Here is a 12,792-nt window from a genome sequence, read left to right as displayed (position 1 = left end):
ATTTGCCAATAGAAAAAAGAGCCTTAAAGGCTCTTTTTTCTATAAATTAATCTAATTATTAAGCTTGAATCAATTGAGTTAATTCATCCACATATGTTTGAATTGGTTTTGGATTTTGATCTTTACGACTTTCAATATTTAAACGTAGAAGTGGCTCAGTATTTGAAGCACGAACATTTAAGCGCCAAGCGCCAAAATCTAAACTTACACCATCCGTTTTATCAATTGTTGGTTTTTGATCGGTAAAATGATCGAAGATTTTTTGAATTGTCACTTGAGTATCTTCGACCTTGAAGTTGATTTCACCTGAACAAGGGAATTTTTCAATCATTTCTTCAACCAGCGAAGAGAGTGGTTTCTGAGTTTCTGAAAGAACAGAAACAGCCAATAACCAAGGAATCATACCGCTATCGCAATATGCAAAGTCACGGAAGTAATGATGGGCGCTCATTTCCCCGCCGTAAACAGCATTGCGTTCACGCATTTTTTCTTTAATAAAAGAGTGACCAGATTTTGATTGGATCGCTTCACCTTGGTATTGCTCGACAACATCAAAAGTATTCCAAACAAGGCGAGGATCATGCACAATTTTTTCGCCAGATTGTTTCAGTAAGAAGGCTTGAGCCAATAAGCCGACAATATAATAGCCTTCAATAAACTGACCTTTTTCATCGAATAAGAAACAACGATCAAAGTCACCATCCCAAGCTAAGCCCATGTCAGCCCCATGCTCAAGGACTGCATTACGTGTGCTATCACGGTTTTCAACTAATAGTGGGTTGGGAATACCATTGGGGAAAGTACCATCAGCCTCGTGATGAATTTTAATAAACTTGACAGGCACACTGAGTGCTTTAAATTTTTCTTCAATGGCATCAATCACGTGACCTGCTGCACCGTTGCCTGCATTGACAACCAACTTTAATGGGCTGATTTTTGCAGGTTCGATGTACGTCATCAAATGTTCGATGAACTCAGGCAAGATATTGTATTTTTCAGTTGACCCTTTCACCGCAACATCTTTAAATTTACCTGATTCAGCCAATAAGCGAATTTCTTTTAAACCTGTGTCAGCACTAATCGGACGTGCATTTTCACGGACTAATTTCATGCCGTTATAGTCCATAGGATTATGACTGGCTGTAATTTCAATGCCACCTTGCACATCTAAATGGAAAGCACCGAAATAAACTTCTTCTGTACCTGTCATACCTAAATCTAAAACATCAACACCGGCATCATTAAGGCCTTTGATCGTGGCTTGTTTAAGGTCTTCACTGGTTAAGCGAACATCACAACCAACTACAATTTTTTTAGGTTGGTAAATTTCGCCGTAGGCACGACCAATTTTATAAGCAATCTCTTCATTCAGCTCTGTGCCAAGTTTGCCGCGGATATCATAAGCTTTAAAACAAGTTAATGTCATGTTTATTCCCTCAAATATGAAAAAGGCTGGTTCACCAGCCTTTGAAATTATTCAACTGTCACCGATTTTGCCAGATTGCGTGGTTGATCGACATCCGTACCGCGTAATACTGCAACATGATAAGAAAGTAATTGCACCGGTACGCTGTATACGATTGGCGCAATAATGGCATTCACACTCGGTACATACACCACATGTTGACGATCTTTGGCTTTGATACCGCTGTTCTCATCCGCAAAGACAAAGAGTTCACCACCACGTGCTTGAACTTCTTCCATGTTGGATTTCAGTTTATCGAGCATGTCATCTTGTGGTGCAAGGATCACAACAGGCATGTCGTTATCAACCAGTGCGAGTGGACCATGTTTCAGTTCACCTGCTGCATAACCTTCTGCATGAATATAAGAAATTTCTTTGAGTTTCAGTGCGCCTTCTAATGCAATTGGGAAGTGTGTACCACGACCTAAGAATAGGCAGTGTTGTTTCTCAACAAACAGTTCAGATAAACGTAAAATTTCAGGATTGTTCTGTAGCGTGTCCAAAATCACTTTTGGTGTATGCCATAAATCCGCCACAATCTCTGCAATTTGAGCGTCAGATATGCTCTGCTTAATTTCACCAATTTTTAACACTAAAAGCATAAGTGCGGCAAGCTGAGTGGTAAATGCTTTCGTTGAAGCGACACCAATTTCAGGACCAGCAAGCGTCAACAAACTGTGATTGGTTTCACGCACCATGGATGATGTTGCGACGTTGCAAATCGTCATGGTTGTGATGTTTAAATCTTTTGCTAATGCACGTTTTTGTGTATCACGAAGTGCGGCTAAGGTATCCGCAGTTTCCCCAGATTGGGAAATACAGACATAAAGCGTATTGTTCACAATGACAGGTGAGCGATAACGGAACTCACTGGCAATTTCCACTTGGCATGGCAGATTAATCAGTTGCTCGAACCAGTATTTTGCAATCATGCCCGCATGGTAACTGGTACCACAGGCAATAATTTGTACTTGTTGAATATTCGCAAAATCTTGCACAGCAGACGCTAAGAAATCTTCACGAAGTGCATTGCCATTTAAAGCTTGTGAAATGGTTTGTTTAATGGCTTCAGGCTGCTCATAAATTTCTTTGAGCATGTAATGCTTATACTCGCCTTTAGACGCATTGCTCACCGTTGCATCGAGTTCTTTGACAGGACGCTCAACGAGCTGACCATCTACAAATACTTCAATGGTATTACGGGTTAAACGTGCAATATCACCTTCTTCAAGGTAGATAAAACGATTGGTAATAGGGAGTAAAGCCAATTGATCTGAACTGATAAAGTTCTCGCCAATACCTACACCAATCACTAAAGGTGAACCTTCGCGTACTGTAATCAGCTCATTTGGATGATCTGTATGTACGATACCGAGTGCATAAGCACCTTTCAGCTGAGGCACAACCTGACGAACTGCTTCTAACAAACTTGGTGTTGTTTTTAATGCATCATTGACTAAATGCGCCACAACTTCAGTATCTGTTTGTGAAGTAAAGACATAGCCCAAAGCTTCTAAATCGTCTTTTAGTTCTTGGTAGTTTTCAATAATACCGTTATGTACCACGGCAACATTGCCTGAAACATGGGGATGGGCATTGGCTTCCGTTGGTTTGCCATGGGTTGCCCAACGGGTATGCGCAATACCCAAGCTACCTGTAATTTGAGACTCTGCCACGGCTTCAGCTAAATTCGCTACTTTACCGACACGGCGTTCACGCAATACTTGACCAGCATTAATTAATGCAAGACCTGCTGAATCGTAACCTCGATATTCGAGACGCTTTAAACCTTCAATGAGGATATTACTGATATTACGTTCTGCAACGCCACCGACGATACCGCACATAATGAATTCCTCTTATTTCTTAATTTTTTGTGGACGTGGATAATTTTCTTTCACGAATTGCTTTGAACGCTCTACTGCTAAACTATTCTCTGCAACATCACGGGTAATGGTCGAGCCTGCACCGACTGTTGCACCATTGCCAATTTGAACAGGCGCAACGAGTGAGCTGTTTGAGCCAATAAAGGCATTGTCACCGATAATGGTTTTGAATTTATTAGCACCATCATAGTTACAGGTAATAGTTCCTGCACCAATATTTGAGCCTGCACCTACTTCAGCATCACCTAAGTAAGTGAAGTGATTGGCTTTAGAGCCCAAGCCAATGCTTGAGTTTTTGACTTCAACGAAGTTACCAATGTGAACTTCAGCAGCCAATTTCGCACCAGGGCGTAGACGTGCAAAAGGACCAATTTGCGTATTTTCACCGATAACAGCATTGTCAAAAATACTATATGGCTGAACTTTTGTGCCTGCTGCAATGGTGGTGTTTTTAATCACACAACCTGCACCAATTTCAACATCATCACCAAACTCACAATTGCCTTCAATAATGACATTAATGTCGATGCGCACATCTTGACCTACTTTTAAAGTACCACGTAAGTCAAAACGTGATGGATCAATAATATGCACGCCTTGTTGCATGAGCTTTTTAGCTTGATCGGCTTGATACTGACGTTCAAGTGTTGCAAGTTGCACTCGATCATTGACGCCTTCAACTTCAAAAGCCTGCTCAGGTTCAACAGATGCGACCGTCATACCATCCGCAAGTGCCATAGCAACAATATCGGTCAGGTAATATTCACCTTGCGCATTGTTATTGCTAAGTTTTGGTAACCATTCATGCAATTTAGCATTACTAACGGCATAAATCCCCGTATTAATTTCTTTAATTTGGCGCTGTTCATCAGAGGCATCTTTATGCTCAACAATGGCTTGGATTTGACCATGTTCACGGACAATACGACCATAACCTGTGGCATCAGATAGAGTGAGAGTAACTAAGCCAATACCTTTGTCTTGCGTGGTAGCAAGTAGGTTCTGTAGTGTGGTTTGGCTAATGCATGGCACATCACCAGATAGAATCAAAGAGATGCCATCTTTTGGCAATACTGGCAACGTCACTTTAACCGCATGACCTGTACCCAATTGTTCAGCTTGTTCCACCCAAGTAATCTTTTGATCTGAAAATGCTGCTTGAACGCGATCGCCACCGTGACCGTAAATGGTAATGATATTGTCTGCTTTAATTTTTTGAGCAGTGTCAATGACATGACCAAGCAAAGGACGTCCTGCAAGCGGTTGTAATACTTTCGGGAGTTGCGAACGCATACGCGTTCCTTTACCTGCAGCAAGAATAATAACAGTCGTTGACATGTTGTAATCCTAAAAATGGCTTATGCCACGGTGAAATAAAAATAGAACCAGATACACAGTGCAGCCCAAAGACCTGCAATAATGTCATCAAACATGATGCCGAAACCACCGCCGACTTGGCGATCAATAACTCGAATGGGCCATGGTTTCCAAACATCAAATAAACGAAATAGGGCAAAACCAATGATCAGCCACCACACATTCATTTGACCCAAATACAAAATGGGTAAAAAGGTGATGGATTGTCCGGCGAACTCGTCCCAAACAATACGACCATCATCGTGTACGCCCATGACTTTGGCGGTTCGTCCACAAATATAAATCCCAATCAATGACATCAATACAATGGCGATGACTGTATTTGAAAAGCCAATCGCAAGCCAAATGGGCACGAACAGCAATGCAAATGCTGAACCAAACGTCCCTGGTGCTTTGGGCAATAATCCTGAACCAAAGCCTATGCCACAGAACACGATAAAACGATCTGCCCAAGACATAGCTTTAAAATGAATCGCTGGCTTATGCAAAGTGTTGATATCCATTTAAATTCAGCATGATATTTTGCTTGTGATGCTGAAAAGAGAGAATTTGACTGTCTGTAATTGTGCCAATCATTGTTATATTTACATCAAGTGGTTGCTGCAAAAGTTTTTCATAATTTTGCGGGCTTATTGTAAAACATAACTCATAGTCATCGCCACCTGCCAATGCATATTGCCATTGTTGTTCATGGCTTAAATCTTGAAGTGCAGGGCTAACAGGTAAATTTTCTAAATTTAAAATCGCACCTTTTTGTGATGCTTTTAAAATGTGTCCCAAGTCTTGGCTTAAACCATCTGAGACATCAATCATGCTATTTGCTAAGCCTTTCAATGCTTGACCCAGAGCGCAGCGTGGCGTTGGATAGTCCAAACGCTGTTGTAACGGGTGACCCAAATGCTTTAAGGCAAATGCGGCATCACCCACTGTACCTGATACACAAATTAGGTCGCCAACTTGCGCGCCTGAACGCTGTACGGCTTTCCCTATATCGACCCAGCCAAGTGCGGTCACAGATAGGGTCAAATGAGGGGCTTGGGTGGTATCGCCACCAATTAAACTCACACCAAATTGATCGCAACAATCGTATAAACCCTGACTAAAGCCTTTAAGCCAGTCATGATCAATTTGGGGTAAACTCAAGGCGAGTAAGATGCTATGCGGTTTTGCGCCCATTGCAGCAATATCAGATAAATTGACGGCAACAGATTTCCAACCAATCGCATGCGGATGAGTTTCTAAAGGGAAATGACGTCCAGCAACGAGAGTATCGGCACAAATGACCAATTGTTGCTGTGGAGGAGGGGTGAGCAAGGCTGAGTCGTCACCGACCCCTAAATCGACAGACGTAGATGTCCGCTGATTAAAATAGGTGTCGATAATCGAGAACTCAGCCATACAAACAATCTGCTTAAAAAATTAGTTAGATTGTTGCTTTTCTGCTGCACGTAAAGTTGTCGCTAAACGGTCTAATACACCATTGATGTATTTATGGCTGTCTGCACCGCCAAAGTGTTTAGCAAGCTCGATCGCTTCATCTAAAACAACGCGATATGGAATCTCAAGATGTTCTTTAAGTTCATATGCACCAAGACGAAGTGTTGCAAGTTCAACGCCATCAAGGGCGCTAACTTCGCGGTCAAGGACAGGGATTAAGAGCGCATCCAATGCTTCATGATTGGCAACCACCTCGGTCAACAATTCATGATAATAGCTAAGATCCACTTTGTGCATGGCATTTTCTACACGTGTACGTGCTTCAATCTCATGGACTGGATTGTGGCTCATTTGCCATTCATAAATTCCTTGTACAGCAAAGCGACGTGCTTTACGTTTTGCTGCATAAGTTGCTTGAAGTGTTTGCGACATAGCGTTAAATAGCCTTTAACAAGTTAACCATTTCAATCGCAGTTAAGGCAGCTTCGCTACCTTTATTACCTGCTTTTGTTCCAGAGCGTTCAATCGCTTGTTCAATACTATCCGTAGTGAGTACACCATTGATGACGGGTAAGCCAGTGTCTAGACCAACAACGCCTAAACCTTTGGCACATTCGCCAGCAACGAAATCGAAGTGAGGCGTGCTACCACGAATGACTGCGCCAAGCGCAATGATGGCATCGAAACGATCTGAAGCCGCAAGTTTCTTCGCAACGACAGGAAGTTCCCAAGCACCAGGTGCGTGAACAACAGTGATATTATCCTCTGATACGCCATGACGTTTCAATGTATCAACGGCACCTTCTAACAAATGTTCGACAACAAAGCTATTAAAACGACCAACTAGAATCGCATAACGGTCTTCGTTCGCGAGATGTAACATACCTTCAATACGGCGAACAGCCATAGCAACCTCGATTATTTCTCTGATGTTTGATGTGCGGTGATGTATTCCACCACTTCTAAGTTAAAACCTGAAAGTGCATTAAAGCGTAAAGGAGAGCTAAGCAGCTTCATCTTTTCCACGCCTAAATCACGTAAAATTTGTGCACCCACACCAATGGTTTGATACTGCTGAGAAAGTGCAGCATTCGATTTTACATTTTTTGGTGCGTTAAGGGTATCTAATGCAGGACCTAAATCTTGTAAATGACGTTGACCAATCCAAACCAGAACACCACGCTCGCTGCTTGAAATTTCTTTCAACGCGCGATCTAAGTTCCAAGCCGGTTCGCCATCTTGCTTATTGAGCTTCAATAAATCACGCGTTGGATTAAAACCATGTACACGAACTGTGGTGACGCCGTCTTTAGGCTCACCTTTCACTAAAGCTAAATGAATATCGGGATTGCCAAATTCACGGTAACGATAAAGATCAAACACACCGTATTCGGTATCTAGTTTTTGCTGATCTAAACGTTCAACCGTTTGCTCATTGGTCATGCGGTAATGAATAAGATCGGCAATCGTACCAATTTTTAAACCATGTTTTTCTGCAAAGACTTCAAGATCAGGACGACGTGCCATCGTACCGTCTTCATTAATAATTTCACAGATCACAGATGCGGGTTCTAAACCTGCTAAACGTGATAAGTCACAACCTGCTTCAGTGTGACCTGCACGGTGTAATACGCCACCTGGTTGTGCCATCAATGGGAAAATATGTCCGGGTTGTACAATGTCAGCCGGTTTAGCATGTGCTGCGACCGCAGTTTGGATGGTATGTGCACGTTCAGCAGGTGAAATACCCGTAGAAATACCTTGAGCCGCTTCAATTGAAAGCGTGAAGTTAGTGCCGTGCTGCGCACCATTGGCATCGACCATTAAAGGCAGATTTAACTGTTGGCAGCGTTCTTTACTTAACGTCAGGCAAACCAAGCCACGCGCATGCGTGATCATGAAGTTGATGTCTTCTGCACGAACATGCGTTGCTGCAATGACAAGATCACCTTCATTTTCGCGATCTTCGTCATCCATCAGGATAACCATTTTTCCTGCACGGATATCTGCTACAAGCTCTTCAACGGTATTGAGCGGCATCAACCTTCACCTTTTGTTTTGATCTTATTCAGACCGAATCATGACATTATTGGTTGCATAGTCTAACGCTTTTTGAGCGATTTTGCCTATGCTTATCAATTTCCCTGTATGGTTCATTGTTATACACAGTCTTGTTCGGCTTTAAAAGCCAACTTTAATTGAAAGCGGTGCTTTTAAGGCTGTTTTTTAAACACTTGAAAAGCATAAAAATATAAATAGATATACAGAAGAGACATAAGGCGTGAATGATTTTGCATGTTCAATGTGCTGATTTATTTTAATTTGTATTGTTATTAGGAAACTTAAATTTCAATTCAATAAAAAATGCAAAATTAAGCATGAAAAGTACATCTTGCTTCAATCAAAAAAGCGAACCGAAGTCCGCTTTTTATTACATTTTTACTTTAGAAGAAACCAGCAGGTTTAGTCGAATAACTCACTAATAAGTTTTTGGTTTGTTGGTAATGATCGAGCATCATCTTATGGTTTTCACGCCCAATACCTGATTTCTTATAACCACCAAATGCAGCATGAGCAGGGTACATGTGATAGCAATTTGTCCATACACGACCGGCTTGAATCGCACGACCTGCACGATAAGACGTGTGCGCTGAACGTGACCACACACCTGCACCTAGACCATAAATCGTGTCATTAGCAATTTTGATCGCATCATCAAAGTCTTTAAAGGTGGTGACCGCAAGCACAGGTCCAAAAATTTCCTCTTGGAAGGTTTTCATATCATTGGTGCCTTTAAAGATGGTGGGTTCAATATAGAAACCTTGCCCAACTTCTTGACGTGCCTCACCGCCAGTAAGAATTTGCGCACCTTCTTCACGCCCTGTGGCAATACAACCTAGAATTTTATCTTGCTGTTCCTGTGAGGCTTGAGCGCCAATCATTGTGGTCGTATCCAAAGGATGTCCCGTTTTAATGCGTTTTACACGTTCTACCGCACGCGCTAAAAATTCATCCGCAATACTTTCTTGCACCAAAGCACGTGAAGGGCAGGTACAAATTTCCCCTTGGTTGAGGGCAAACATGGCAAAGCCTTCAAGCGCTTTATCAAGATAATCATCTTCTTTGTCCATGATGTCTTCAAAGAACAGGTTGGGTGATTTGCCACCTAGCTCTAAAGTCACTGGAATAATATTTTCAGTGGCATATTGCATAATCATTTGCCCGACTGCGGTTGAGCCTGTAAATGCAATTTTCGAGATACGTGGATTGGTGGCTAAGGGACGACCGACTTCCACACCATAACCATTCACGATATTGAGAACACCGGGCGGTAAGATATCTTGAATGAGCTCAGCGAGTACTAAAATACTGACAGGGGTTTGTTCTGCGGGTTTAAGCACAATGCAATTGCCCGCCGCGAGTGCGGGTGCGATTTTCCATGCCGCCATCAGAATCGGGAAGTTCCATGGAATAATTTGACCGACGACCCCTAAAGGCTCATGGAAATGATAGGCAATGGTATCTTCGTCAATTTCTGAAATGCCACCTTCTTGGGCGCGGATACAACCGGCAAAATAACGAAAATGATCAATACAAAGTGGAATATCTGCCGCTAAAGTTTCACGAATCGGTTTGCCGTTGTCCCATGTTTCAGCTACAGCTAAAAGTTCTAAGTTTTCCTCTAAACGATCTGCGATTTTGAGCAAAATATTGGAACGCGTGGTCGGGGATGCGCTATTCCATTGTGCTTTTGCAGCATGTGCGGCATCAAGTGCGAGTTCAATATCTTCCACACTCGAACGCGGTACTTTGCTAAAAACTTTGCCATCGACCGGCGAGATATTATCAAAATATTCACCTTTGACAGGTGCAACCCATTTGCCACCAATGAAGTTTTCATATTGCTGTTTAAATTGAATTTTTGCACCGTCTGTATTGGGATCTGCATATCGCATAATGTGTTCCTTATCTATATTGTTATTTAAAAAATTGCGCTAAAAATGATAGGAAAAGTTTGGTCTCTGAGCTAAACATGCTCAGTACTTTGCTTAATATAAAGAGGCTTGTTTCAATGAAGTTGATAACTTACAAGCATGCAACAAAAGACAACACAGAATTGGAGGATTTTTTAAAATTTATTATTTTAATAATAAGGGCTTAAGCCTATTTCATTTTTGATTGGCTCATCATATAACATGACATTCTTCACATATTTATTACCTAGAAAATAACAATAAAAGCATTAACCTAGAAAGATGTATACGTGTGAATTGAACACGTATTGAAATGCGCTAGAGAGTTCTAACGCATCGACTGATTAAAGATCAAAGTCATTAAAGATGTTTAGACTTTAGCCACTGAAAGAGTTCTTGATATACCGTTTCCCGTACAGGTGCTTTGGACAAGACTAAGTCATGCAAACCATCTTGAATGCCGCACAAGGTGATATCACCTGACATTTTATTGGCATACTTAATCATGTCCTTAACTTCAAGAATGATATCGCTACTTTGAGCATCATGATTAAAACGTAAAGGATAGCTCGACTTTGAGGAATGCATAATTAACGCAGGAATGTTTAAGCTGACTCCTTGATGGATTTCCTTGTGTGCTTGATGAATCGCATGTACAAAACTGAGTCGCACCAAATGATAAGTCGGCTTTTTCCATTCAAGATTAAAGTGCCATTCGCCGTGGTAACTGATATGTAGACTTGGAACGTAAAAACGATTTAAGCGACTCGGGAATAGCAGGTCAGGAAAGGGTTTACCCAATGCACTCATTTTCGGAATCGCAAATTTCTTTTCAAAGGGACTCATATTAAAGTCATAAAATGGGCTATTACACCATAAGGCTTTTATGAGTGGATGATTGGGATGGTGTGCTGCATATAAAGTCGTGGTCAGACCTCCTGTGGAGTGTCCACATAGTAGAACGGCATCGTGTCCTTCATTGCCAATAATATTCAGCGCCTCAGTGATTTCTGCATCATATTCGGCAATGTCATACACGTTATAGTATTTTTGATGGGGCAGGTGTGAGCGACCATATTTTCGTAGGTCTAAAGCATAAAAGTCAAAACCTTCGGCATTAAAACGTTCAGCCATTTCAGTTTGGAAGAAATAATCGACGAAGCCATGAATATAAAGCACAGCTTTGGATGTTGTTTTATCGGCTTTTTTACGGACCAAAGTGCCAATGACTTTGCCCTCAAAATCATCTGGAAATTCTAAAGTGGCTTGTTCAAAGCCTTTTCCTAAAATATCAGTTTGATATCGAATAGTTGTGGTTGTCATTTTTTATACTCATTTATTGTAAGCATTATCCTTGAGTATTCAGCAGATTTTGTCAATTACGATATTTTTAGAAAAGAGCAGATATATTCACATCTACAATCATAATCAATCGATATCTTTACCCTCTCAAGAGCATTCACGCTTTGCGATAAAATTTTATGCTGCAGCTAAGACGACCAACAACTAAGGTTTTTGTTTAGCTTTTTGGCGTAAGACATACAGATATAAATTTTCGACTTTTTCACGTGCCCATGGTGTGGTGCGTAAGAATCGCAATGATGACTTCACACTTGGATCGATACAGAAGCATCGAATTTCGATTTTACGACTTAACCCTTCAAAACCATCATAGTAATCGAGTAACTCATCCAAAATGTCAGCAAGTTTTTTGCCGTGTAAAGGGTCATTGGATGTGTTCATATTGGATCAATCATCTTTGGGGAGGAATGCATTATAACCTAGCTTAGGTCGAAAGATTTTCGTTTTGAGTGTGGGTGAAAATCATCAGAGGAAAGTTATTTTTAAACAATGCAATAAAATTGACATAAAAAAATCCCCCATCTTTCGATGAGGGATTTTTTTAGAATTTGGAGCGGAAAAAGAGACTCGAACTCTCGACCCCAACCTTGGCAAGGTTATGCTCTACCAACTGAGCTATTTCCGCAAATTGAGCAGTTTTATCAAAAACTTACACTTAAAAAATTTGAGCGGGAAAGGAGACTCGAACTCCCGACCCCAACCTTGGCAAGGTTATGCTCTACCAACTGAGCTATTCCCGCATGCCGTGTATAATACAGGATGGGAAAATGAGGTCAACACCTTTGTGAAAAAACTTAGATCGTTTGAATAAAATAAAATCAATTTTAAGGAAAAAACTGAAAGTTTCGTATTTTAATGCTGTTTTTGAAGAAAAAATCATCATTATTTCACGTGTTTAGTTCAGTTCTTGCAAAGGCGCAATAGCATCTAGAACACGCTATACTAGCTCTATATTTAGGCAATTCTTTTTTTGGAGCGAATTTTGAGCTTAGAACAACAGTTAATTGAGCGTTTAGAGCAGCTTTGCCCGACTCATTTGGACGTGGTCAATGAATCAAGTGGTCATGGTGGTTATTTTCCAGGCAAAGAATCACACTTTAAAGCCGTGATTGTCAGTGACGTATTTGCAGGCTTACGTTTGGTGCAACGTCATCAAAAAATTTATGCTGCGGCAGGTGATTTACTCAGTCCTGGAAAAATTCATGCGCTTGCGATTCATGCATTTGTGCCTGAAGAATGGAAAAATCAGGATACGACCAGCCCTGAATGTGCACATGCACCTAAAGCTTAA

The 12,792-nt window shown here is 41.2% G+C and carries 12 protein-coding genes and 2 tRNA genes; 1 reads left to right on the top strand and 13 read right to left on the bottom strand.

What is annotated here, in order from left to right; translation table 11 throughout:
* Positions 1–58: 58 nt before the first annotated feature.
* The 13 genes from GFH30_RS12790 to GFH30_RS12730 form a co-directional block, all read right to left on the bottom strand.
* The gene (locus GFH30_RS12790; RefSeq protein ID WP_153373156.1) at positions 59–1,426 is read right to left on the bottom strand and encodes a phosphohexomutase domain-containing protein; all 1,368 of its coding nucleotides are present in this window, start codon (positions 1,424–1,426) and stop codon (positions 59–61) included.
* A gap of 47 nt (positions 1,427–1,473) precedes the next feature.
* On the bottom strand, positions 1,474–3,312 hold the full coding sequence (gene glmS / locus GFH30_RS12785; protein WP_153373154.1) for a glutamine--fructose-6-phosphate transaminase (isomerizing): 1,839 nt from the start codon (positions 3,310–3,312) through the stop codon (positions 1,474–1,476).
* Positions 3,313–3,324: 12 nt separating this feature from the next.
* Complete coding sequence (gene glmU / locus GFH30_RS12780; RefSeq protein WP_153373152.1) at positions 3,325–4,689, bottom strand: bifunctional UDP-N-acetylglucosamine diphosphorylase/glucosamine-1-phosphate N-acetyltransferase GlmU; 1,365 nt, start codon at positions 4,687–4,689, stop codon at positions 3,325–3,327.
* Between the two features lie 20 nt (positions 4,690–4,709).
* On the bottom strand, positions 4,710–5,231 hold the full coding sequence (locus GFH30_RS12775; protein ID WP_153373150.1) for a phosphatidylglycerophosphatase A family protein: 522 nt from the start codon (positions 5,229–5,231) through the stop codon (positions 4,710–4,712).
* Positions 5,209–6,126 carry a thiamine-phosphate kinase gene (gene thiL, locus GFH30_RS12770; RefSeq protein WP_153373148.1) on the bottom strand — a complete coding sequence of 306 codons (918 nt, stop codon included), beginning with the start codon at positions 6,124–6,126 and terminating at the stop codon, positions 5,209–5,211. The genes GFH30_RS12775 and thiL overlap by 23 nt, the downstream gene beginning before the upstream one ends.
* 21 nt (positions 6,127–6,147) lie before the next feature.
* The gene (nusB, locus tag GFH30_RS12765; protein ID WP_153373146.1) at positions 6,148–6,597 is read right to left on the bottom strand and encodes a transcription antitermination factor NusB; all 450 of its coding nucleotides are present in this window, start codon (positions 6,595–6,597) and stop codon (positions 6,148–6,150) included.
* A gap of 4 nt (positions 6,598–6,601) precedes the next feature.
* Complete coding sequence (gene ribH / locus GFH30_RS12760; RefSeq protein WP_067765591.1) at positions 6,602–7,072, bottom strand: 6,7-dimethyl-8-ribityllumazine synthase; 471 nt, start codon at positions 7,070–7,072, stop codon at positions 6,602–6,604.
* An 11-nt stretch (positions 7,073–7,083) separates the two neighbouring features.
* Positions 7,084–8,205: a bifunctional 3,4-dihydroxy-2-butanone-4-phosphate synthase/GTP cyclohydrolase II gene (gene ribBA / locus GFH30_RS12755; RefSeq protein ID WP_153373144.1), complete on the bottom strand. Its 1,122-nt coding sequence runs from the start codon at positions 8,203–8,205 to the stop codon at positions 7,084–7,086.
* A gap of 404 nt (positions 8,206–8,609) precedes the next feature.
* Complete coding sequence (gene exaC / locus GFH30_RS12750; RefSeq protein ID WP_153373142.1) at positions 8,610–10,121, bottom strand: acetaldehyde dehydrogenase ExaC; 1,512 nt, start codon at positions 10,119–10,121, stop codon at positions 8,610–8,612.
* Positions 10,122–10,499: 378 nt separating this feature from the next.
* Positions 10,500–11,462, bottom strand: coding sequence for an alpha/beta hydrolase (locus tag GFH30_RS12745; RefSeq protein WP_153373140.1), 963 nt, complete (start codon positions 11,460–11,462; stop codon positions 10,500–10,502).
* Between the two features lie 183 nt (positions 11,463–11,645).
* Positions 11,646–11,882, bottom strand: coding sequence for a VF530 family protein (locus GFH30_RS12740; protein WP_153373138.1), 237 nt, complete (start codon positions 11,880–11,882; stop codon positions 11,646–11,648).
* Positions 11,883–12,050: 168 nt separating this feature from the next.
* Positions 12,051–12,126: transfer RNA gene (locus GFH30_RS12735), tRNA-Gly, on the bottom strand.
* Positions 12,127–12,168: 42 nt separating this feature from the next.
* A tRNA-Gly gene (locus GFH30_RS12730) sits at positions 12,169–12,241 on the bottom strand.
* 242 nt (positions 12,242–12,483) lie between these two features.
* Here GFH30_RS12730 and GFH30_RS12725 point away from each other — a divergent pair.
* Entirely contained in the window at positions 12,484–12,792 is a 309-nt protein-coding gene (locus tag GFH30_RS12725) for a BolA family protein (protein WP_153373136.1), read from the top strand.

The sequence above is a fragment of the Acinetobacter wanghuae genome (genome assembly GCF_009557235.1).
Taxonomy (GTDB): domain Bacteria; phylum Pseudomonadota; class Gammaproteobacteria; order Pseudomonadales; family Moraxellaceae; genus Acinetobacter; species Acinetobacter wanghuae.
This window is presented reverse-complemented; position numbering and strand designations above follow the sequence as displayed.